The 20689-nt window shown below is 65.3% G+C and carries 23 protein-coding genes; 9 read left to right on the top strand and 14 right to left on the bottom strand.

What is annotated here, in order from left to right; all coding sequences use genetic code 11:
* Positions 1-69: 69 nt before the first annotated feature.
* The 4 genes from DCG74_RS17515 to arsC are packed head-to-tail and all read left to right on the top strand — an operon-like array spanning position 70 to position 2051.
* Complete coding sequence (locus DCG74_RS17515) at positions 70-432, top strand: helix-turn-helix transcriptional regulator (RefSeq protein ID WP_172784199.1); 363 nt, start codon at positions 70-72, stop codon at positions 430-432.
* A complete protein-coding gene (locus DCG74_RS17510) occupies positions 425-952 on the top strand; it encodes an arsenate reductase ArsC (protein WP_172784198.1) in 528 nt (175 codons plus the stop codon). The genes DCG74_RS17515 and DCG74_RS17510 overlap by 8 nt, the downstream gene beginning before the upstream one ends.
* Positions 952-1653: an MIP/aquaporin family protein gene (locus tag DCG74_RS17505; protein WP_172784197.1), complete on the top strand. Its 702-nt coding sequence runs from the start codon at positions 952-954 to the stop codon at positions 1651-1653. Before DCG74_RS17510 ends, DCG74_RS17505 begins: the two co-directional genes overlap by 1 nt.
* Positions 1650-2051, top strand: coding sequence for an arsenate reductase (glutaredoxin) (arsC, locus tag DCG74_RS17500; protein WP_172784196.1), 402 nt, complete (start codon positions 1650-1652; stop codon positions 2049-2051). The genes DCG74_RS17505 and arsC overlap by 4 nt, the downstream gene beginning before the upstream one ends.
* A 27-nt stretch (positions 2052-2078) precedes the next feature.
* Here arsC and DCG74_RS17495 read toward each other — a convergent pair whose 3' ends face one another.
* From DCG74_RS17495 to DCG74_RS17470, 6 genes are all read right to left on the bottom strand, one after another.
* On the bottom strand, positions 2079-2843 hold the full coding sequence (locus DCG74_RS17495) for a hypothetical protein (protein WP_172784195.1): 765 nt from the start codon (positions 2841-2843) through the stop codon (positions 2079-2081).
* Positions 2844-2845: 2 nt separating this feature from the next.
* A complete protein-coding gene (locus DCG74_RS17490; RefSeq protein ID WP_172784194.1) occupies positions 2846-3055 on the bottom strand; it encodes a hypothetical protein in 210 nt (69 codons plus the stop codon).
* 11 nt (positions 3056-3066) lie between these two features.
* The gene (locus DCG74_RS17485; protein ID WP_172784193.1) at positions 3067-3510 is read right to left on the bottom strand and encodes a hypothetical protein; all 444 of its coding nucleotides are present in this window, start codon (positions 3508-3510) and stop codon (positions 3067-3069) included.
* Between the two features lie 25 nt (positions 3511-3535).
* Positions 3536-6955, bottom strand: coding sequence for a CHAT domain-containing protein (locus DCG74_RS17480; RefSeq protein WP_306558279.1), 3420 nt, complete (start codon positions 6953-6955; stop codon positions 3536-3538).
* A gap of 176 nt (positions 6956-7131) precedes the next feature.
* A complete protein-coding gene (locus DCG74_RS17475; protein ID WP_172784192.1) occupies positions 7132-7893 on the bottom strand; it encodes a hypothetical protein in 762 nt (253 codons plus the stop codon).
* A gap of 16 nt (positions 7894-7909) precedes the next feature.
* On the bottom strand, positions 7910-8098 hold the full coding sequence (locus DCG74_RS17470) for a hypothetical protein (protein WP_172784191.1): 189 nt from the start codon (positions 8096-8098) through the stop codon (positions 7910-7912).
* Between the two features lie 251 nt (positions 8099-8349).
* On the opposite strand from DCG74_RS17470, the gene DCG74_RS17465 reads away from it, so the two are divergent.
* Positions 8350-9327: a DUF2336 domain-containing protein gene (locus tag DCG74_RS17465; protein ID WP_172784190.1), complete on the top strand. Its 978-nt coding sequence runs from the start codon at positions 8350-8352 to the stop codon at positions 9325-9327.
* Between the two features lie 182 nt (positions 9328-9509).
* On the opposite strand, the gene DCG74_RS17460 is transcribed toward DCG74_RS17465, so the two are convergent.
* The 5 genes from DCG74_RS17460 to DCG74_RS17440 all read right to left on the bottom strand — a co-directional run bounded on the left by DCG74_RS17460 (position 9510) and on the right by DCG74_RS17440 (position 13073).
* Complete coding sequence (locus DCG74_RS17460; RefSeq protein WP_172784189.1) at positions 9510-9854, bottom strand: DUF1491 family protein; 345 nt, start codon at positions 9852-9854, stop codon at positions 9510-9512.
* Between the two features lie 3 nt (positions 9855-9857).
* On the bottom strand, positions 9858-10151 hold the full coding sequence (locus tag DCG74_RS17455) for a BrnA antitoxin family protein (RefSeq protein WP_172784188.1): 294 nt from the start codon (positions 10149-10151) through the stop codon (positions 9858-9860).
* Positions 10132-10392 carry a BrnT family toxin gene (locus DCG74_RS17450; RefSeq protein ID WP_172784187.1) on the bottom strand — a complete coding sequence of 87 codons (261 nt, stop codon included), beginning with the start codon at positions 10390-10392 and terminating at the stop codon, positions 10132-10134. The genes DCG74_RS17455 and DCG74_RS17450 overlap by 20 nt, the downstream gene beginning before the upstream one ends.
* 109 nt (positions 10393-10501) lie before the next feature.
* On the bottom strand, positions 10502-11218 hold the full coding sequence (locus tag DCG74_RS17445) for a peptidoglycan-binding domain-containing protein (RefSeq protein WP_172784186.1): 717 nt from the start codon (positions 11216-11218) through the stop codon (positions 10502-10504).
* The gene (locus tag DCG74_RS17440) at positions 11211-13073 is read right to left on the bottom strand and encodes a PAS domain-containing sensor histidine kinase (protein ID WP_172784185.1); all 1863 of its coding nucleotides are present in this window, start codon (positions 13071-13073) and stop codon (positions 11211-11213) included. Before DCG74_RS17440 ends, DCG74_RS17445 begins: the two co-directional genes overlap by 8 nt.
* Before the next feature lie 411 nt (positions 13074-13484).
* Here DCG74_RS17440 and DCG74_RS17435 point away from each other — a divergent pair, with 411 nt between their 5' ends.
* Positions 13485-13928, top strand: a complete 444-nt coding sequence (locus DCG74_RS17435) for a DUF5330 domain-containing protein (protein WP_172784184.1) — start codon at positions 13485-13487, stop codon at positions 13926-13928.
* A gap of 68 nt (positions 13929-13996) precedes the next feature.
* A complete protein-coding gene (locus DCG74_RS17430; RefSeq protein WP_172784183.1) occupies positions 13997-14425 on the top strand; it encodes a SufE family protein in 429 nt (142 codons plus the stop codon).
* A gap of 117 nt (positions 14426-14542) precedes the next feature.
* Here the strand turns inward: DCG74_RS17430 and DCG74_RS17425 are convergent, their stop codons facing one another.
* Both DCG74_RS17425 and DCG74_RS17420 read right to left on the bottom strand, forming a co-directional pair.
* Positions 14543-14959 (bottom strand): MucR family transcriptional regulator, encoded by a 417-nt coding sequence (locus DCG74_RS17425; RefSeq protein WP_172784182.1) that lies wholly within the window; start codon positions 14957-14959, stop codon positions 14543-14545.
* A gap of 145 nt (positions 14960-15104) precedes the next feature.
* On the bottom strand, positions 15105-15974 hold the full coding sequence (locus tag DCG74_RS17420; RefSeq protein ID WP_172784181.1) for a DUF308 domain-containing protein: 870 nt from the start codon (positions 15972-15974) through the stop codon (positions 15105-15107).
* Positions 15975-16303: 329 nt separating this feature from the next.
* Between DCG74_RS17420 and DCG74_RS17415 the strand changes: the two genes are divergently transcribed.
* Positions 16304-17953 carry a glycosyltransferase family 39 protein gene (locus DCG74_RS17415; protein WP_172784180.1) on the top strand — a complete coding sequence of 550 codons (1650 nt, stop codon included), beginning with the start codon at positions 16304-16306 and terminating at the stop codon, positions 17951-17953.
* A gap of 193 nt (positions 17954-18146) precedes the next feature.
* Positions 18147-18926, top strand: a complete 780-nt coding sequence (locus tag DCG74_RS17410) for a class II aldolase/adducin family protein (RefSeq protein WP_172784179.1) — start codon at positions 18147-18149, stop codon at positions 18924-18926.
* A 368-nt stretch (positions 18927-19294) separates the two neighbouring features.
* On the opposite strand, the gene DCG74_RS17405 is transcribed toward DCG74_RS17410, so the two are convergent.
* On the bottom strand, positions 19295-20689 hold the full coding sequence (locus DCG74_RS17405) for a M20/M25/M40 family metallo-hydrolase (protein WP_172784178.1): 1395 nt from the start codon (positions 20687-20689) through the stop codon (positions 19295-19297).

The raw sequence follows: 20689 nt of genomic DNA, 5'->3' as shown, positions 1-20689 counted from the left end.
GACTCACGTCGTGGCCGCCGGAGGTTTTCCAGATTGACTCGGCCTCAATAATTCCATAAATCTGGATATATGGAAAAAGAACAAGCCGTCCTGGCGCTCGCCGCGCTGTCTCAACCGACCCGTCTGGAGGCGTTCCGGACGCTGGTCAGGCACGAACCTGAAGGTCTTGCAGCCGGCGACCTCGCGCGTCTGCTGGAGGTCCCGCAAAACACGCTGTCGGCGCATCTGTCGGTTCTCAGCCGCGCCCGCCTCGTGTCTTCCGAGCGGCACAGCCGCTCGATCGTCTACCGCGCCAATTTCGGTGAATTTCGCGACGTCGCGCTCTTCCTGCTGCGCGATTGCTGCGGCGGACGGCCGGAAGTTTGCGACCCCGTCGTCGAGACTTTGCAATCGTGCTGTTCGCCAAAACGAAAGGAGCGAAGCCGTGTCTGATCACAGGTTTAACGTCTTGTTCCTATGCACCGGCAATTCGGCACGATCGATCTTGGCTGAGTCGATCCTGCGCAAGGACGGCGGCGGCCGCTTTCAGTCCTTCTCCGCCGGCAGCACCCCGAAAGGCGCAGTCCATCCGCTGGCGTTGCGCACGCTGGAACACATGGGCTATCCCGCCGACGGAATGCGCTCGAAAAGCTGGCTGGAGTTTGCCGCTCCGGATGCGCCGGTGATGGATTTCGTCTTCACCGTCTGCGACAACGCAGCGGGCGAGGCCTGTCCGATCTGGCCGGGCCAGCCGATGACGGCGCATTGGGGCATCGAGGATCCCGCCGCAGCAGAGGGTTCAGAACTGGATAAACAGGCGGCATTCGTCACCGCGTTTCGTTATCTGAGAAACCGCATCGCTACATTCGCGAACCTCCCGCTGAGGAGCATCGACAAGCTTTCGCTCGGCACCAAGCTGCGCGAAATCGGCCGCTCCGAAGGTGCAACCGATTTGGCACCGAAGGCCGGCTGATGGACAGTTTCGATCTTTCACGGCGCCTTGCGGCCGAAGCGCTCGGCACAGGCATTCTCGTCGCCACCGTGGTCGGCTCCGGCATCATGGCGGAAACACTGACCAAGGACGTCGCGCTGGCGCTGCTCTGCAACACCTTGCCGACCGGCGCCATCCTGGTCGTCCTGATCACGGTGCTCGGCCCGATCTCCGGCGCACACTTCAATCCCGCGGTGACGCTCGTCTTCACCGGCCAGCGCGAGCTGCCGGGACACGAGGCTGCGTTCTATATTGTCGCGCAGATCGCTGGCGGGATCGCGGGAACGGTGGCGGCGCATCTGATGTTCGGGCTGCCGCTGCTCGAACTCTCGACGAAGGTCCGAACCGGAGGGCCGCAATGGTTTGCCGAAGCGGTGGCCGCGTTCGGGCTGGTTGCGACGATCCTGGCCGGCATCCGGTTTCAGCGGACGGCCGTGCCTTGGCTGGTGGGCCTCTACATCACCGCGGCTTATTGGTTCACGGCCTCCACCTCGTTTGCCAATCCGGCCGTGGCCATTGCGAGGTCCCTGACCAACACGTTCTCAGGCATTCGTCCCGCCGACCTGCCCGGCTTCGTCATTGCCGAGTTGTGCGGAGCGTTCGCCGGCATGCTGCTGATGAACTGGCTGCTCGGACGCTCACGCGCGTCCGCCTCGGTTGCAATCACGGAGACAATTCGATGACCGTCACGATCTATCACAACCCCGCCTGCGGCACCTCGCGCAACACGCTGGCGATGATCCGGCAGAGCGGCACCGAGCCCGTCGTGGTCGAATATCTCAAGACGCCGCCCTCGCGCGACGAGCTCAAGGAGCTGATCGCGACCATGGGCATTCCGGTCCGCGCGCTGCTGCGCGAGAAGGGAACGCCCTACAAGGAGCTCGGGCTAGACGATCCCAAATGGAGCGACGACGAGCTGCTCGATCTCATGCTCGCCCATCCCATCCTCATCAATCGTCCGATCGTGGTGACGCCAAAGGGCACGCGCTTGTGCCGGCCGTCGGAAGCCGTGATCGATCTCCTGGACAATCCGCTCGGCCGCTTCGTGAAGGAAGACGGCGAAGTGGTGGAAGCGCGATAGGCCTGCAAGCGCGCGTCGGAAGGTCAGCTATCCCAGCAAGCCCTTCAAGCCCGCATAGATCGAGCCGACAGCGGTCGCGGCAACGCCGACCAGTGGCCCGACGGTCTGCATCAGGTCCTGGATCAAGCGGGCGCGGCGGCGCAGCTGCTCCTCCCCGACATGCTGCCCCAGCAGACGCGCCATGCGGAAGGCGAACGCGTTCGGCTTGCCGCCCTGGGTCAGCACGCGCGGCAATATCTGGAAGATCACGACGCTGAGAATGTTACCCGAGACGAAGGCGAGCAGGATACTGGCGCCATATTCGAACACCTCCCGCCATTCGATCCATACCGTTGGAAGGATCGGGACATGATCGTGGATCCCGGTGATCGTCAGCATCGCCAGGATGCTGACACTCGCGGTGAGAAACGCGAGCACGAATGCCGCGAGGATGTAGACCCGGTGCAGCCGATAGGCGACGAATCCGAACAGGAGCGGCACGGCGATCGACGCGATCCGAAGCGGGATCGGCGACAGGTTGAAGGCGATGGTCACGAGCACATGCGCGATCACCAGCAGCAGGGACGGAATCGCAACGTAGAGCACCGCATGCGTTCCGTAATAGCGCAACGGATTGTTGTAGCGCTCGAGACGGACGTTGACGCGATCGAGATCGCGCCTGAGCTTGTCCAGCTCCGCAACGATCTCGTCGATCTCGAGAAGCGTCGGCCGCACGACGCGCAAGTCCCGCGAACAATGCTTGCACGCGATGGCTTCGTCCTTGATCGTCTCGGCGCAGAACGGGCACTCCATCGCTAGCGCGACTTCCTTCGTCTCATGATCGCTTCGATCTCGTCTCTGGCCCGTTTCAGTTCATCGCGCAGATCCTCGCGCTTGCGCAAGAGATCGTCGCGCTCGGCAAGCAGCGTGGCAGGAACGGCGATGTCGCGCCCGCACGAGGCACAAACCAGCGCACCCTCGGCACTTTCGGACCGGCAGTAAGGGCAGGTCACTTGAGAGGTCACTTGGGCAAAGCTCACTTGGGCGCGACCTTCAGAGTGAAGACGGCCGTGCCTGGCCGGCCATCGCTGTCCTTGATATCGACGCGCACCGTGTATTCGCCGGGCGGCAGCTCCGCATCCTGCATGTTGATGCCATCAGCCTGCACGAAGGGCTTCACCCTGGGAGTCAGGTCGACGTTAGGCGTGCGGAGGAAGATCACCTTGACCGAGTCCGGGTCGACCTTTGCTCCGCCATAGGACTGAAATTTCAACACCAGCCGCAGCGGCGAGCTCGCCGCGTCACCCGGCGAGACGAACTCGACCTTCGGGCCACGCAGGATGCCGCGCTGCTGGACTTCAACCGCTCCCTTGGGAGGCGGCAGCTTGGCTTCCTCCTCCGTGATCAACTGCGTCGCACGCGACGGCGCCGAGACCAGCAAGGCTGCAGCCGCAATTCCGAGCAAGACATTCCGCTTCATTTCCTCTGCACCCCTTCCCGTCTCGTCACCGCAAGCCGCCATCGCCGATGATCGTGTACGGCGCCCAAAACAGCGGATGCGCATAGGCGAACTCGGTCTTGCCTTCGCTGTTGAGATAACCCGGACCATCGACGAGGGCCATTGCCGCCTGGCGCAGCGCCTCGCTGCGTGACAGCTTGGGATCGTCGGCCTGCCGCTTGAACAGGTCAGTCACCAATTGCCGCGCCGACTGCGAATGCACCGACCAGTTCGTCACCAGCAGTGCGCGCGTTCCGGCGTAGAAGAAGGCGCGCCCCAGCCCGGATGCGGCCTCTGCCCCGGCGCCGGCGCCGGCCCCGGTATTGCAGGCCGACAGGACGACCCAGTCCGCATCCAGCTTGAGGCCGAGGATCTCCTCCATGGTCAGGAGGCCGTCACCGCCCTCGCCCGTCACCGTCGGCGACGACAGAGCGAGTGCCGGCTGCGTCAGCCCGTTCAGCTCGCCCGGGACGAGCCCATGGGTGGCAAAGGCCAGGATCCTGAAGCCGGACAGGTTCATGGTCTTCACCGCGCTCTCGGTCGCGCTCTTGCCGAGGAACAACACCTTCGAGGGGTCCGCCTGCAGTGCCAGCGCGATCGATTTCAACTCGTCGGCGGTGTCGGGCAAACGGGGCAACAGACCGAGCTCGGCGCTGTCGACGCCTTCGAGCTTGGGACTGTTGCGCCGCTTCAGCGGACCGCCGCGCGTGATGTTGCCGCCGGCGTCGGCGACCTGAATCTTCTCTCCGCCGCCTTCCGCCTCGGCCTGCTGCTCGCGGTTGAAATAGGGATCGCCGAAGGCCACGAGGTCGCCGCGACCGGGCTTGCCCGGCGGCAATTGCCGCAGCGTGCGCAGCGCCGCGGCCGAGGGCACCGTCGACACGGCATGGCTTCGCGCCAGCCACGGTACGTTGCGATAGCCGACGAAGAGCGGGTCCTCGTCCGCGGCCACCTCTGCCGGTGCCGTCGGCAACAGGGACAGCGGCAGAAGCCCGAGAGCGCCGTTGGTCACGACGATCAGGTTCTTGGCCGGCTTCCATCCGCTCTCGACCGGCTTCAGCAACAGCTCGTAGAGCTCGTGGCCGAGCTTGAGATCGAACGGCGGAATGTCCGAGATCATCGCCGCCTGCGGCTCGAGCGCTTCGCGCAGCTTGCGTATCTTGGTCTCGATATCGCCGATCCTGGCGTTGACCGCGGCGAACGCCACCGGGCCCGATTTCGGCACGGCCCAGACGAAACTGCCGCTCTGGCCGAAATAGAACGACAACATCGCCTCCCCGTCGGCGAGCGTTGCGCGGATTTCGGCGACGCTGGGCGGCTTGGGAGAGACGAGATCGGCGTAGACCGGAAACTTCTGCTTGATCTCCTGGCGCGCCTTGTCGCGCTCGGTGCGCAAGGCGGCGATCGAGGCCTGGATCTGCTGCACGCCTTTCTCGTCCCGCTCGGTGGACGGAAGCGCCAGCACGTTGTTGAGCGTTCCAAGTTGCGCGTTGACCTGCTTGGTGAGGTCCTGCTCCTTGCGGACGAGATCGGCCAGCGCAGGGTCCTTGGCGGCCGCCCGCGCGCTCGATGCCGCCAGAGCCTGCTGAACCGAGCGGCCGCGGATGGCGTCCGCGAGACTGAAGGTCTCCTCGCCGACCCCGCCGCTTGCGGCTTCGGTACGTGCAAGCAGCACGAAATAGCTTTCAACGATGCTCTGCAGGCGCTGGCTGCGTGCGGCGACCACAGTAGTGTTCTCGTCGTCGGCATTTTCCCGCGCGCTCGCCATCATGATCGGGATGGCGGCCTTGAACTCGCGGATCGCTTCGGCATCGCGCCGCGCCCGCATCAGACCGACCGCCAGCGTGCCGCGCGCCGAGGCGGCATCGAAATGATTTTCGCCGACGCGGCCGACCTGCTTCTTCACCAATTGCTCGGCTGCAGCGATGCCGGCCTCGAGCTGGCCGGACGCGTAGAGCGAGAGAATGCGCGACGGATTGAGCTCGAACACCTGGCGGCGCTGCGGCTCCCAATTCGCAATCGCCTTGTCGATCGCCGCGTACATCGCGTTGGCTTCCGGCGTCTTGCGCTGGAGCGCCAGGATGCCGGCCAGTTGCGACAGCCATTGCACGGTGGATTGAGAATCGTCGGGAACACCGACGGTCTTGTTGATCTCCAGGGCCACGCGGCCGAGCTGCTCGGCTTCTTCGTAGCGGCCCTCTTCGACCAGAATGCCGGCGAGGCCCATGACGTAGCGCGGCGTCACCGGATTGTACTTGCCGGTGTCCTTCAGTCGCGCCAGCAGAGCACGACGGGCGTCGACCTCGGCTTCGGCAAGCCGGCCTTGACGCGCCTTCATGCGGGCCTGACTGAGCACCAGGTTGTCGATCGACTGCAGGAAGACGGTTTCCGCCGGGGGATTGTCCGACTCCATCACGCCCTTCATGCCGGCCCGCTTGCGCTGCTCGGCCACGCGATAGGCAGCCTCGGCCTCCGCGAACTGCCCGCGCGCTTCGAAGATCATCGCCTTTGTCGCTTCGAGCTCCCCTTCCCAGTTCTGCCCGAAGCGCGCATAGGAGGTGCGCCACCCCGGAAGACCGCTGGTGCGCGCCTCCTGGATTGCGGCCTGTGTGCGACGCAGATAGGCTTCCGCCTGGGCGACATCGCCCATCTGGATGAGGTTGCCGACAACGGACCGGTTGGCGCTCAATTGGTATCCTTTTGCGCCCGGCTGGGTGGCGGTCTCACGCAACAACTTCTGAATCACATCCATCGACCGCTTTGGGTCGCCGGCTGCGGCGTATTGCAGCGAGAGGAGCTGCTGCATGCGGCCCATCAGCCGAGGCTCGACGGCGCCGCGGCCGACCTCGACGGCCTTGCTGGCATCCGCAATGGATTCAGCAAGCCGACCAAGCTGCGCACGCGCATTGGCTCGATCGAAATAGAACTGCGCGAGATCTTCGCGCGATTCCTTGCCCTTTGGCGTGGAATCGGCGTCCGCTTTCAGCTCCACGATCAGCTTCTCGTTCGGCTTCTCGCTATCGAGGATCGCCGTGATGTCGGCGATGGTGCGGGGCGGCGCGATGAAGCCTTTCGGCAGTGCGGTGCCGGGCTCCAGCTTCGGCGCCGCTTCCTTCGGCAGCTCGACGGCGACATTGGCCCGGCCATTGGCGGCGTTGAGAGCCGCCATCACGCAGGCCTTGACCTGCGGCTTGGCCTTGGCGCGGCATCCCTCGATATCGGCACCGGCCTTGCGGCCGCCTTGGGCCTGCATGCAGGCTTGCACGATCGGCTTGCCGACCGTCATCCGGCAGTTCTCGAGCGCGGCCTCCTGGGTCAGCGCGGCGGCCGGGCCGGCTGATCCGAAGAGAATGGCAAGAATTGGCAGTTTTCGCGCAAGCGTGGAATTTCGACGGACCTCAAGCCGCATCCCGGAATTGCTGCTCATCGCAAAAGACCTTCGTGCAAAATGACTTGGTGTAACAGCGCAATCCTATCGCTATGGCCGGGGAGAACAAGCGCCAATCGGGGCGATTCGCCCATTATGCTGAACCGCGAGGCCCGCGGCGGGCGCGCGTGCGGCAGCACCGTCCCGGCGGAACTGGCAGGCGTGAGGACCCGCGCTCAGCCCTTCGAAATCACGGCGCGGCCGTAAGGCGGCTGGCCTGCGACCGGCGGGTTGGCGGTCTGGGCGGCGAGCTCGCCGATCAGGCGGTCGGCATCGGCGGCCATGCCGTCGGGGGCCTGGATCACCAGGCGTTCGAGCGCCCAGCGGTAGGACGAGACGCGCTGCTCCAGGCACTGCTGCACCCATTGCACGATCAGCGAGTTCTCCTGCATGCGCGCGACCGCATCGTCCCTCTCCCTCGGCGAGAGCGCGGAGACGCGCGCCATGCTGGCATCGCGCTTCCTGTCGAGATCGATGACGCGGATCGCGCTGGCGAAGAACGGCTCGAAGCGGGTGATGTCGTTGCGCACGTCCTCGATCAGCTGCGCATAGCGCGAGGAATGCGAGCGGTGCGGCTCGTCGATCAGCGTGCGTCCGTACATGGTGCGGTCGAACACGATCTTCTGCCGCCACGGCGAGGGCAGCGCCTTGTAGTCGCCGAACACGCTCTTCCATGCCGGGCGCGACAGCGGCGGCTCGATCATGGGATAGGCGAGATCGCGAAGCTGGCGCTCTTCGTCGGTGAGCTGGAATTGCGAGGGCTTCAGGCCGACGCTGGAGGTGACCTCCGCACCGAGCCAGCGATGCATGTCGTCGCTGCGCATGCTCTCGCGGGTGCGGCCGAAGTCGCCGCCGCTGCACGCCGCGAGCGAGGCGCCCAGCAGCGTGAGCAGGACGGCCGATAGGACAGGCCGGATCTGGCGGATGGAGCCCGGCATTGCATGAAGCCGGATGTCAGCGACGGCGACGACGGCGCCCCGGCGCTGTGCCCTGCTCCGGCCCGCGATCGCCACTGGTTTCGTCCGCCTCACGCTCGATACGGATCACGGGAAGGATCACGACCGTTCCCATGTCCGCGCGCGGAGCGACATCCCCCGACGAGCCCACCCGGCGACCGGCCGGAAATTCGATGATGGTCCCCATGTCAGCTCTCTTCGATTGCCGCGCGACCGAACGCGCCCCTGCAACATGCATTTCATTAAGATCAGTTCATGGTTAACGGGGTGTAAACGCGCCCCTTCGACCGTAACCGCACGGACCGCGCCGTCCCGTTGCGGCACGACAATTGCTGAATTTGCAGGGCCGGCTTCACGCCTCGTTTTCCTTAACGAGGCTTTAAAAGAACCTGCGCTAGGCTCGCCCCCAAGTCTCTTTCCCGAGTTGCGTACGCCTCCATGACCAAGTCGCTGTTTCCCGGATTCGACGGGCTGATGACCCTGTCCCGTCGCGAAGGTGTCGATGTCCGTCCGACGCTGCTGCGCGTGCTGACCGACCTTTACGTCCAGACGAGCACCCACAGCGACGACGAGCAGCGGCAGTTCGTCGAGCTCGCCACGCGGCTGATCGACCAGGTCGACGATGCGACGCGCGCGGCCGTCAAGGCGCGGCTCGCGGTCTATCCGCAGACGCCCGTCCCGATCCTGCAGAAGCTCGGCCTGGTCGCGACCCACGAAGGCCGCAGGGTTCCATTGGCCCGGGAGATCCCCGCTCCGCCGCGCACGCCCGCATCGGCACGCGTGCTGACCGAGGCCGAGCAGCGCATGGCCGCCAACATGGCGATGCAGCCGAAAGAGGCGGCCGAGATCCACGACATGTTCTTTCGCGCCGGCGCCTCCGAGCGCGCGCTGATCCTGCACAATCTGGCGCAGACCCCGCTGAAGGCCGCCCCCCGGATTCCGACCGTGCGCGCCAAGCGCGCGATCCAGATCCTGGAGATGGCGGCGATCGCGGGCGATGTCGAAAACTTCACCTTCGAGCTCGGCGACAGCCTGATCCTGCCCTCGCGCGTCGCAGCCCAGATCGTCGACGATGCCGGCGGCGAGGCGCTTGCGATCGCCGCGCGCGCGCTCGACATGCCGAGCCCCGTGTTCCAGCGCATCCTGTTGTTCTTCAAGCCGGAGATCGGAACGTCCGTGAACACGGTGTACCGGTTGTCGCGGCTCTACGACCGCCTCGCCGAGCGATCGGCGCTGGTGATGCTGGCGGCCTGGCGCGGCTCGACGCTCGCCGTCACCCGCGCGAAGTACCAATCGGCGCTGCATGACGGCGAACGGCAGCGCGCCCGCGCAGGCGCGAGCCAGACGCGTCCGGGCGTGCAGCCCGGGTCCAGCCCAGCGGTGCGCATCGGCACCGGCGGATCGTCGGATCACTGATCGGCTCGCGGTAGCGCTGATGCTGAGTGTTGGGCGCCGACGTGCCCAGACTCGTCATTGCGAGGAGCACTTGCGACGAAGCAATCCAGACTCTTTTCGCGGAAAGATTCTGGATTGCTTCGCGGAGCCTGTCATCGGGCCGCGCTTTGCGCGGACCCGGTGGCTCGCAATGACGGTTGGCGCTAAGCCTTCGCCAATTCCAGAAAATGCCGCCCGGCGCGATCCTCGGTCTCGACGATCCAGGCGTCCGGATCGAACCGGATTTCCTTGGTCAGCCGCTCCTCGATCGTGTGCTCCGGCAGCGGCTGCGGCGCGACCGGCACGAAGAAGCGATCGATGGGCCGGCCGTCGTCATAGACGGTCTGCGGCGCCGGCGCATACAGCATCGCATTGCCGTCGAGCAGCGACACCTTGACGAACACCGCGCCCGCCTCCTCGGCACCACGTCGCCGCACGGCGCCGAACACGCCCTCGGTCTGGCAGCGGCGCAAATAGGCCGCGACCCAAATGTTGGATTTCAAACGCATGAGCTAACCTGCGGCAGAGGTGCGCTTGCGCTTCACCACCTTGACCAGCTCTTCGTCGATCCTGCTCTGCCAACCCGGACCTTCCGCCTTGAAGTGATCGAGCACGGCCGGACTCAGGCGCAAGGTCACCTGTTGTTTCGTCGGGGCTCTATTGGGACCGCGTCCCTTCCGCATGCCCGGGAAAACCTCATCGAAAGTCTTGGCCCTGGCAAAGTCGCCCTTGGTCCATTCCGGATTGTCGCTCACAGCACGCATGTCCCGTGCGGTGTAGCCCTTCTTAGCGACGGTTTTCTTCATAGAGCCTCCTTTCCTTCCTGCTGGCAGGACGCATGCTGACGATGCTGACGCCCTCAGCTCCACGGGTCGCGAAGATCACCGAGATCACGCCACGAATGTTGATGCCGATCGCGCGCCAGCGACTGCCATGGGTGGCCAAAACCAAAGCATTGTCGAAGAAGGTCTCGTTGAGATCTGCGAAATCCATCCCGTGCTTGTCGAGATTGGCTCGGCGCTTTGGCTCGTCCCAAACGATCTTCACAAGATTATTTTGTAACTACAAAATAATCTGAAGTCAATTGTAGCGACATCCCGCCGCGCGGAGGCACCGAGGGGGCGCTTGGGATTGTGCCTCTGCGCCGGCCTGGCGCTTATTCGACGGGGTGGCCGATCGCAGCGGCGAGCTCGCGCAGCAGGCGGTCGGAGACCTGACCGGTGACCTGCATCTTGTGCTCGCGCTCGAATTTCTGGATCGCGGACTGGGTCTCGCTGCTCATGCTGCCCGTGATCTTCAAATTGCCGTAGCCATATTCGGACAGCGCGCGCTGCACGCCGGCAATGCGCCGCGCGGCCGGGCTTTGCGCCGGGATCGGCGCCGGCGGACGCACGGCCGCGGGCGGCGTCGAGGTCGTCGCCTTGACCAGATTGGTCATCGGATCGTTGGAGCGCGTCGAGGCGGTCGCCTCGACCGGCCTTTCGGTCGCCTTCTCGGCGGCACGCTCAGCAGGCTTGGGCTCAGCAGGCTTGGGCTCGACGCGGAACTCGGTCGCGCGCGGCTCGAGCGGCGAGGTATCGGCGCCGACGGGGCGCGGACGCGGCAACGGGTTCGACAGCGGCACGGAGGACGGCGCGGGAAGATTGATCACCGTGCCGAACATCGGCGCGGGGTGCCGGCCGGTCTGGAGGAACAGCGCATTGGCGACGATCGCGGCGATCGCGGCGACGGCGACGAGACCGGCCAGCGTATCCTTGGGGCTGTGCAGCAGCACGCGCATCACGAGGTTGCGCTCGGTCTCGACATCGATGACCGCGGCCTTGGCGCCACGGCGGCGCGGAGCGGCTTCGTCCTTGGCAGACTTCTTAGGCACTTTTCTTCACCAGAGCGGGTTGGTCCTGAGATTGTTCCTGGGACTGGTCGTGAGCTTGGTCTTGAATATCCTGGCGCAGCGCCGGCGTCAGCGTCGCGATCTTGCGCTCGGCCGGCTTGACTTGCGGCGGCGTGTAGACGAGCGGCAGCTTGACGGTGACCGCCGTGCCCTCGCCCAACCTGCTTTGTACCGTCAATTCGCCGAGATGCAACGCCACGAGGCTCTTCACGATCGAAAGTCCAAGGCCGGTGCCCTCGTGACGGCGCTGATAGGTCGTGCCGGTCTGGAAGAACGGCGCGCCGATGCGCTTGAGATCGTCGGGCGCGATGCCGACGCCGGTGTCGCTGATGCGCAGCGTCAGCTGCGAGCCGGACACCGCGGCAGAGACGCAGACCTGACCGCCGCGCTCGGTGAACTTGATGGCGTTGGCGACGAGGTTGAGCACGATCTGCTTGAAAGCCCTGGGGTCGCCGGTCATGACGGGCAGGTCCTGCGGCGCGTCGGTGATCAGGTCGATGCCGTTCTCCCGCGCCTTCAGCGCCAGCAGATTGCAGCAATGGAGCAGCGAGGCGCGCGGCGCGAACGGCTCGGACGCGATCTCGAAAGTGCCCGATTCCATCTTCGACATGTCCAGGATGCCGTTGACGACCGACAGCAGGTGCTGGCCGGAATCGTTGATCAGCTGGGCGTATTCCTTGCGCTGGGCCGCACCCAGCATCAGGCTCTGCTCCTGCGCGATCATCTCGGAGAAGCCGATGATGGCGTTGAGCGGCGTGCGCAGCTCGTGGCTCATGGTGGCGAGGAAGCGCGTCTTGGCGGCATCGGCCGCCTCGGCGGCGCTGCGCGCCTGGTCCAGTGCCTGCTCGAAAAGCTTGCGGTCGGTGACGTCGCGCATCACGGCGACGACTTCGGCTTCGCACGTGACGTCACGCGCCCTGTCCTGGTCGAGCGGACGGCAGCGCATCTCGACCCAGATGAAATCGACCTGACCGCGCTCGGAGACGGGCTCGCGCCGCAACCGGAACTCGACGCTGCGCACCTCGCCGCGCGCCGCATCCGACAACGCGGTGAGATAAGCCGGCCGATCGGCGACATGGACGCGGTCGAACAGGCCGTGGCCGAGCAGTTGCGCCACCTGCATGCCGAGCATGGTCTCGGCGGCCGGCGAGATGAACTGCACCGCGCCGTTGCGCTGATGCCGTGAGATGACGTCGCTCATGTTGCGCGCGAGCAGGCGATAGCGCTCCTCCTCGCGCGACAGCAGCGCGACGCTGGTGCGCGCAAGCGATTCCGCGCCGAAGGCGAGGCCCGCGGCATAGAGAGTAGCCGAGGCAACGCCGAACGCCATCAGCACGCCGCGCTCGGCCGCGCTCGGCTCCGCCACGGGCAGCCAGCCGAGCTGGGTGACCAGGATCAGCATTCCGGCGCAGGACAGCGCGAGCAGCGAGGCGAAAGCCGCGACGCGGCGCGAAGCCGACAGCGCAGCTTCGAGCGGAACTACGACCAGCCAGACCGCGGCGAAGGATTCGATGCCGCCCGTCGTGACCGCGACGGCCATGATCAGGCCGGCGAGCGCCAGCGACGACAGCACATGCGCACCCTCGTAGCGGCCGGTGCGTGACAGGAACCAGGACAACATGATCGGCGCGATCAGCCAGGCGAAGGCCGCGACCTCGATCGCGCTCGGCGCGCCGCGCATGGCGAGATAGACCGGGAATGCGGCAAAGGCGGCGAGGCTGCCGAGCAGCCGCGGTGCCATGAAGGCGCGATGGCGCGCGCGCGTCAGCGCATCGTAGCGCGCGGAGGGATGCAGCAGTGCATCGAGACAATCGCGGATGATACTCAAAACTGTCACGGGTCTCGCGCTTCGGCTCAATCGTCTTGAGAAGACGCGCCGGAACGCCTCCTTGTCGTTGCGCCACCGTGTCAGAGCGACCTTAAACGAGTGCTAAGGCGGCACAGCGCGCGGCCGGACACCGCGTTATCGCGGAGCTTTTTAGACGATTTGGCGACGTCTTCGCTGCGGATGGTGAACACAGGGTTTCACGGTCCTCCGCATGGTTTCGAAATGGTGGATAGACCTTCTCCGGAAGGTCACGGGCCGCGGCATCAATGGAAAATTTACGAGACCGGGCTCTGCAAAGTTTTTTGCGTCTGTTTTCCGCGAATTAAGCTCAAGGCAATCACTTGCGATTTATCGAGGGTTGCTAGGTCCGACATCCGCGGGAGATCGCCGCGGGCGGACTCTAACGGACAGGTCGATAAGATGCGCTTTCTGCTCCGCATCACATTCTGGCTCGGGCTGGTGCTGGTGCTCCTGCCGCGGGACAAGACGCCCGAATCGGACAAGCTGCCGCAGATCGGCGCCGCCGATGCGGTGCAGGCCGCGACCGCGGCCGTTTCCGACATGACCCAGTTCTGCAAGCGCCAGCCGGCGGCCTGCGAGGTCGGCGGCCAGGCCGCGACCATCATCGGCCAGCGCGCCCAGGACGGCGCGAAGAAGCTCTATCAGATCATCAACGACAAGAAAGAGCAGATCACCAACGACAAGAACGACGGCAGCAAGAACGAGAACAAGAAGGCGCCCGACCATACCGGCTCGATCGCGCTGGCCGGCGAAGGCGATCTTGCCGCGAACGAGGCGCCGCGCGATACCCTGACGCAGGATGATCTTGCGCTGGAATGGCGCGGACCAGGGCCGGCGAATTAGCGTCCAAACCCTATCGATTTCAGGGCTTCGCGTCTCTATATTGGCCTTAACAGGAACTGTGGGCCGATATGACGACGATCGACGACATCAGGGACAATTTCGAGCTTCTGGACGAGTGGGACGACCGCTACCGGTACGTCATCGAGCTCGGCCGCACTCTGGAACCGATGCCGGAGGCGGAACACTCGGCCGAGAACAAGGTGCAGGGCTGCGTCAGCCAGGTCTGGCTGCAGAAGTTGGTCGACCGCGGCAATGGCGAGCCGGTCCTGAGATATCGCGGCGACAGCGACGCCCACATCGTGCGCGGGCTGGTCGCGATCGTGCTCGCGCTGTATTCGGGCCGCACGCCGCGGGAGATCCTCGATACCGACGCGATCGCCGTGTTCAACGAGTTCGGCTTTCGCGACCATCTGACGCCGCAGCGCTCCAACGGCCTGCGCTCGATGGTCGAGCGCATCAAGACCGACGCGAGAGAAGCGCTCGCGGAAGTTTCGTGACAAGCTTCCAGCGTCGTAGGGCGGGCAAGGGCGTCCTTGCGCCGTGCCCACCATTTTTCTTCGATTGCGCTGGAGCTGGTGGGCACGCTTCGCTTTGCCCACCCTACAATCCCCCGACTACTTCCGCTTCCGCTGCTGCTGCCCGAGGCCCATCTGCTTGGCGAGCTGCGAGCGCGCCACCGCATAGTTCGGGGCCACCATGGGATAGTCGGCCGGCAAGCCCCACTTCTCGCGGTATTGCTCCGGCGTCATGTTGTACTGCGTGCGCAGATGGCGCTTCAGCGACTTGAAGCGCTTGCCGTCTTCGAGGCACACGAGATAATCGGGCGCGATCGACTTCTTCAGCGACACGGCCGGCTTGGCCGGCTCCAGCGGCGCGGTTTCGGTGCGGCCTGACGAGACCCGCACCAAGGCGCCGTGCACCTGATTGATCAGGTTCGGAATCTCGGCCGCCGGCGTCGGATTGTTGCTGAGATAGGCCGACACGATGCTCGCGGTCAGCTCGATGAAATTCTTCGCCCCCGCATCCGACATGCGCCCCCCTTCTCCCGCTCGTGGTCACGGGATTGACGACACCGAAGTATTCCCTGTCAAGAATACATTCGGCTGAAACACGACGACTGAGGGCGATCGGCTGATTACTGGTGAAGGGCGCCGCTCTACTTGAATGCCGGCCGCCTCAACCGCGCTGGTCGAGATGGGCGCGGAGCTCGTCGATCGAGGCAAAGCGCATCATGCCCTCCGGCATCTGCGCCTCGATGGAACCATCGGAATAGAGCGAATAGGCCATGCCATCGACGATGCCGGACTTGAGCACCGTCACGGGTGGTGCGGACTCCACGGGCGGCGGCGGCTCGGGCGCCGGCGCCGGAGCGGTCTCCGCGAAGGTCGACGGCGAGCGCGGCGGCGGCGACGGACGGCGCGGGGCGGCCGGCGGTTCTGGCGGGCGCGTACGGTCCGGCTTCGGCCAGGCCACGTCAAAGCTCGCTGGCGGAAGGTTCGGGGCCTCACTGGGCTCCACAGGCGGCGGCGCAGCCTCACCGGATTTCGCCTCGGCGCGCTCGCGTTCCTTGCGCGAGGTCGAGGCGAACAGCAGGTTGCGCCGGCGCGGCGCTTCCGGAGCGGCAGGTGGCGTCGGTGCTTCCGGTTCCTGCTGCGGTGCCTCGGCCCGCGGACGCTCGCGCGCAGCAGCTTCGCTCTGCCACGGCGGCGGACTTGCGGGCGGTGGCGGCGGCGCCGGCTCGGCTCTCACCGCCGCAGCGGGCACCGGCTCGGGCGCGACTGCGCCAGGCGCGGCGAGACCCGGCAGCACGGGCCTGACCCGAACCTCGGATGGCGCGACCGCACCGGCCAGCCGGCGCGCGAGGCCCTTGAGCTCGAGCAGCACCAGACGCAGGCCGACCAGTAACATTCCGGAGCAGACGCCAATGGTGCCGGAGATTATGAGAGTCCCACCGAGACTGAATTCCCTGATCGTCATGCCGAAAATGATCGCGAGGAGACCCGCCAGGACGGCGCAAATCCCCACGATCAGCAATGCCAAATTCATCGAACTCACCCCCGGCCGCGCATCTGCACGCGAGAACCGCTACGCCACGATACCGTCATACGCTGTTCCACGCCAACGGCCAATTCTGGGCGGTGTTCCTAAAGGGAAGGAAATCAGGGACTTATTCACATTCCCTTCAGCTGCGGCTCGCTACTGCTAGAGCTGCTCTCAAGTCATCGGAATTGGTGCCAACCGGAATTGCTGCGTCGCATCAGGAATTTAGCCATAATGCCCAATTACTTGGTAATGGAACTGCGCTATAGGGAGTCCGGGGTTGAGGCCCGCGCGCACCAGCAGGGCCAAGAGGGGATTCCGGGGCACCGATAGCCATGACATCCATCACGACTTCGGCGATCGACACGCCTTCACGGCGCTCGGTCGAGCGGACTTGCGACGATCTCGCCATGCTGGTGCTGGCCGCGGTCGCCGTCATTGCAGGCTTGACCTTCCGCGATTACGGGCTCGGCTGGGACGACTACACCCACGCCGAATACGCCGACCTGCTGCTGCGCATGTTCGGTTCCGGCTTCAAGGATACCGCGGCGCTCTCCTTCGCCAATCTCTACATGTATGGCGGCGGCTTCGACATGGTCGCGGCCCTGCTGCACAAGGTCATTCCGCTCGAGCTGTTCGAGACGCGCCGCCTGGTCGGTGCCATCGTCGGCGTGATCGGGCTTGCCGTGACGTGGCGGCTCGGCCGCCGCATCGGCGGACCGCTCGCAGGCCTCGCCGCGCTGCTCCTGCTCGCGCTCTGCCCGATCTTCTACGGCCACATGTTCATGAACCCGAAGGATGCGCCCTTCGCGGTCGCCATGATCATCCTGATGCTCGGCCTCGTGCGGCTCGCCGAGGAATATCCGCAGCCGTCGCCGCGCACGATCCTGATCGTCGGCCTGGGGGCCGGCCTCTCGCTCGGCTGCCGCGTTCTCGGCGGGCTCGCTTTGGTCTACGCCACGGTCGGGTTCATGCCGCTGCTGCTGGAGGAATTGCGCAGCGAAGGTCTGCGCGAGTCGGTTCGCCGCTTCGCCCATGTCGTCTATGTGCTGCTGCCCGGCCTCGTGCTCGGCTACCTCGTGATGGGCCTGATCTGGCCGTGGTCGATCATGGAGCCCGGCAATCCCTTCGAGGCGCTGACCTACTTCTCGCATTTCTTCGAGAAGCCATGGAAGGAGATGTTCGACGGCGCGATCGTGTCGGTGCCCGACATGCCCTGGTCGTATCTGCCGACGCTGTTCGCGCTGCAGCTGCCCGAGGTGATGCTGGTGCTGATGGGCGGTGCCATCGTCAGCACCTTCGCCATGCTGCCGCGGCGCGAGGTTCCGGCGCGCCGCAAGACCATCCTCCTGATGCTGACGCTGGCTGCGACGCTGCCGCTCGCGATCGCGATGGTGAAGCGCCCGGCGCTCTACAACGGCATCCGCCATTTCGTCTTCGTGATCCCTCCGATGGCGGTGCTCGGCGGCGTCGCCTTCGCCTGGACCATGGAGCGCCTGCGCGCCAACCACCGCACCTGGCAGCCGGTCGTGCTCGCCACCTTCTGCTTCGGCCTCGCGCTGTCGCTCGCCGAGATGATCCGGCTGCACCCCTACCAGTACACGCACTTCAACCACATCGCGGGCACGGTGCGCGGCGCCGACGACCGCTTCATGCTGGACTATTGGGGTCTCGCCTTGAAGCAGGCCTCCGACGGATTGCGCGAGCAGCTCGTCGAGCGCCAGGAAGTGCCACCGAGCAACCGCAAATGGAAGGTCGCGGTGTGCGGACCGCAGCGCCCGGCCCAGGTCGCGCTCGGGCCGGACTTCACCATCGGCTGGGATTCCAATGCCGCCGATTTCGCCATGACGCTCGGCGAGTTCTACTGCAAGGGCCTCACGGCGCCGGTCATGGTCGAGATCAAACGCGACGACGTGGTGTTCGCCCGCGTCTACGACATCCGCGGCCGCGGCATTTCCAGCCTGCTTTCGATCCCGGCGCCGTAGGATTATTCTCCGTTTCCGTAGATGGGATGGACCGAAGCGTAATCCGGGGACCTGTGGCGTCGTGCGAGCTGCCCCGCATTCCGCTTCGCTCCATGCGGGCTACGCGCGACAGCCACGCTCCTTGCGCCTTGCCGCCAGCCTCACCCGCGACTACGCTCGCTTCCCGCAACAACGACGTTCGGAGAGATCAGCCATGTCGCCAGCAGAAGCCCGCGTGAGGGAAGTGCCCTCCAACATGACGGAGGCGGAGTGGCAGCAACGGGTCAATCTCGCCGCCTGCTATCGCCTGGTCGCGCTGTACGGCTGGGACGATCTGGTCGACACCCACATCTCCGCGCGCGTGCCCGGCCCCGACCATCACTTCCTCATCAATCCCTACGGGCTGATGTTCGAGGAAATCACGGCCTCCAGCCTCGTCAAGGTCGACCTGCACGGCAACCAGCTCTCCGAGAGCGAGTACAGCATCAACCCCGCCGGCTTCACCATCCATTCGGCAATCCACGAGGTGCGCGAAGACGCCATCTGCGTGCTGCATCTCCACACCCTCGACGGCACCGCGGTGTCGAGCAGCGCGGAAGGGCTGCTGCCGCTGAACCAGACCGCCCAGCTCGTCACCCACGACCTCGCCTATCACGACTATGAAGGCATCGCGCTCGACCACGAGGAGCGGCCGCGGCTGCAGAAGGATCTCGGCGACCACAACCACATGCTCCTGCGCAATCACGGCACGCTGACGGTCGGCCGCTCGGTCGCTTCCGCTTTCGAGCGCATGTACCACCTCGAACGCGCCTGCTCGATGCAGGTGCGCACGCGCGCACTGGGCACGCCGGTCTATCCGGTCGAGGAGATCGCGATCGAGAAGAACACCGAGCTGTTGTCGAACCGCGACCGCGCCGAGCTGCGCGCGAACAACCTCGTGTGGCCGCCCTTGCTGCGCAAGCTCGACCGCGTCAATCCCGGCTACAGGTCTTGAGATATTTGGGATCTGGTGTAGAGTAACACCAACGAACCTCTACGCCTTTTTGGAATGAAACGCCGCCCAATCCCGGGCGGCGTTTTTATTTGGTGTGGCGACCTCTCTCATCGTCATTGCGAGGAGCCCTTGCGACGAAGCAATCCAGACTGTTTCCTTGGAGGGATTTCTGGATTGCTTCGCTTCGCTCGCAATGACGATGAGAGAATCTTCGTAGCGAATGAAGCTCTCGTAGGGTGGGCAAAGCGACTTGTCCGCCGTAGCTCGAAGAGCGAAGGGGAAGCGTGCCCACGTCTTCTTCCTTCCTAATCACTGGGAGATGGTGGGCACGGCGCTTTCGCGCCTTTGCCCACCCTACGGCACCGTGCCTATTTCACCTCCGCCAGCGCGGCGAGGATGCGAGCCCAGGAGCGGATCCCTTTCTGGAAGCTCTTCAGGTCGTATTTCTCGTTGGGCGAGTGGATGTTGTCGTCGTCGAGGCCAAACCCCACCAGCAGCGAGTCGAGGCCGAGCCTGCGCTTGAAGTCGGCGACGATTGGGATCGAGGCGCCGGAGCCCATCAGCACGGTCTCCTTGCCCCATTCCTCCGTCAGCGCCTTGCTGGCGGCGGCAAGCGGCTTCATGGTCCAGTCGAGCGCGACCGCGGGCGCGGCGGAATGGTCGCCGAACTCGACCTTGCAGTCGCCGGGAATGCGCGCCGTCACGTAATCACGGAAGGCCTTGCGGATCTTTTGCGGGTCCTGGCCCTGGACCAGACGGAACGACACCTTCGCCGAGGCATGTGAGGGAATCACGGTCTTGGAGCCCTCGCCGATATAGCCGCCCCAGATGCCGTTGACGTCGCAGGTCGGACGCGTCGAGGCCTGCTCGACCAGCAGCCTGCCCTTCTCGCCAGCCGGGAGCGACAGCCCGACCGGCTTGAGAAAGCTCTCGGGCGTGAAATCGAGCTTCTTCCACTGCGCCAGGATGTCGGGCGGCGTGTCCTTCACGCTGTCATAGAAGCCGGGAATGGTGATGCGGTTGTCGTCGTCGAACAGGCCGCCCAGGATTTTCGTGAGCAGGCGGATCGGGTTCATCGCGGTGCCGCCAAACACGCCGGAATGCAGATCGCGATTGGCGGCGGTGATCTTCAGCTCTTCATAGAGCAGGCCGCGCAGCGAGGTCGTGATCGCCGGCGTGCTCGGATCCCACATGCCGGTGTCGCACACCAGCACGTAGTCGGCCTTGAACTCGTCCTTGTTGGCCTCGATGAAGGGCACGAAGTTCTTCGAGCCGACCTCCTCCTCGCCCTCGATCAGGAAGGTGACGTCGACCGGCAGCGAGCCCGTCACCTTCTTCCAGGCACGGCAGGCCTCGACGAACGTCATCACCTGGCCCTTGTCGTCCTCGGCGCCGCGCGCGACGATGATCTTGCGGCCATCGGCATGATCGGTGACGACGGGCTCGAACGGCGGACGGTGCCAGAGATCGAGCGGGTCGACCGGCTGCACGTCGTAATGGCCGTAGAACAGCACGTGCGGCCGTCCGCCCGCGCCGGTCCTGCCGACGACGGCGGGATGGCCCGCGGTCGGCCTCACCTCGGTGGCCACACCGAGGCTGGCGATGTCCTTGGCGAGATGCTCGGCGGCAGCCTTGCAATCATCGGCGAAGGCGGGATCGGCCGAGATCGACTTGATCCGCAACAACGAGAACAGGCGCTCCAGGCTGTTGTCGAAATCCTTGTCGATGTGGTCGAGCACGGATTGGAGCTGCGCGTTGGCCAT

The sequence above is a fragment of the Bradyrhizobium sp. WBAH42 genome (assembly GCF_024585265.1).
Classification (GTDB): Bacteria; Pseudomonadota; Alphaproteobacteria; order Rhizobiales; family Xanthobacteraceae; genus Bradyrhizobium.
Note: the sequence above shows the minus strand (reverse complement) of the source record. Positions and strands in the feature narration are given on the sequence as shown.

Excerpts from the sequence above, each read along its gene's own strand:
- DCG74_RS17495 (WP_172784195.1), bottom strand. The coding sequence starts at position 2,843 with ATGGAGTGCCCGTTCTGCGCCGAGACGATCAAGGACGAAGCCATCGCG.
- DCG74_RS17460 (WP_172784189.1), bottom strand. The coding sequence starts at position 9,854 with ATGCGTTTGAAATCCAACATTTGGGTCGCGGCCTATTTGCGCCGCTGC.
- arsC (WP_172784196.1), top strand. The coding sequence starts at position 1,650 with ATGACCGTCACGATCTATCACAACCCCGCCTGCGGCACCTCGCGCAAC.
- DCG74_RS17430 (WP_172784183.1), top strand. The coding sequence starts at position 13,997 with ATGACGACGATCGACGACATCAGGGACAATTTCGAGCTTCTGGACGAG.
- DCG74_RS17420 (WP_172784181.1), bottom strand. The coding sequence starts at position 15,974 with ATGAATTTGGCATTGCTGATCGTGGGGATTTGCGCCGTCCTGGCGGGT.
- DCG74_RS17485 (WP_172784193.1), bottom strand. The coding sequence starts at position 3,510 with ATGAAGCGGAATGTCTTGCTCGGAATTGCGGCTGCAGCCTTGCTGGTC.
- DCG74_RS17505 (WP_172784197.1), top strand. The coding sequence starts at position 952 with ATGGACAGTTTCGATCTTTCACGGCGCCTTGCGGCCGAAGCGCTCGGC.
- DCG74_RS17455 (WP_172784188.1), bottom strand. The coding sequence starts at position 10,151 with ATGAAGAAAACCGTCGCTAAGAAGGGCTACACCGCACGGGACATGCGT.
- DCG74_RS17405 (WP_172784178.1), bottom strand. The coding sequence starts at position 20,689 with ATGGCCAACGCGCAGCTCCAATCCGTGCTCGACCACATCGACAAGGAT.
- DCG74_RS17480 (WP_306558279.1), bottom strand. The coding sequence starts at position 6,955 with ATGAGCAGCAATTCCGGGATGCGGCTTGAGGTCCGTCGAAATTCCACG.
- DCG74_RS17470 (WP_172784191.1), bottom strand. The coding sequence starts at position 8,098 with ATGGGGACCATCATCGAATTTCCGGCCGGTCGCCGGGTGGGCTCGTCG.
- DCG74_RS17410 (WP_172784179.1), top strand. The coding sequence starts at position 18,147 with ATGTCGCCAGCAGAAGCCCGCGTGAGGGAAGTGCCCTCCAACATGACG.
- DCG74_RS17425 (WP_172784182.1), bottom strand. The coding sequence starts at position 14,959 with ATGTCGGATGCGGGGGCGAAGAATTTCATCGAGCTGACCGCGAGCATC.
- DCG74_RS17465 (WP_172784190.1), top strand. The coding sequence starts at position 8,350 with ATGACCAAGTCGCTGTTTCCCGGATTCGACGGGCTGATGACCCTGTCC.
- DCG74_RS17415 (WP_172784180.1), top strand. The coding sequence starts at position 16,304 with ATGACATCCATCACGACTTCGGCGATCGACACGCCTTCACGGCGCTCG.
- DCG74_RS17435 (WP_172784184.1), top strand. The coding sequence starts at position 13,485 with ATGCGCTTTCTGCTCCGCATCACATTCTGGCTCGGGCTGGTGCTGGTG.
- DCG74_RS17475 (WP_172784192.1), bottom strand. The coding sequence starts at position 7,893 with ATGCCGGGCTCCATCCGCCAGATCCGGCCTGTCCTATCGGCCGTCCTG.
- DCG74_RS17515 (WP_172784199.1), top strand. The coding sequence starts at position 70 with ATGGAAAAAGAACAAGCCGTCCTGGCGCTCGCCGCGCTGTCTCAACCG.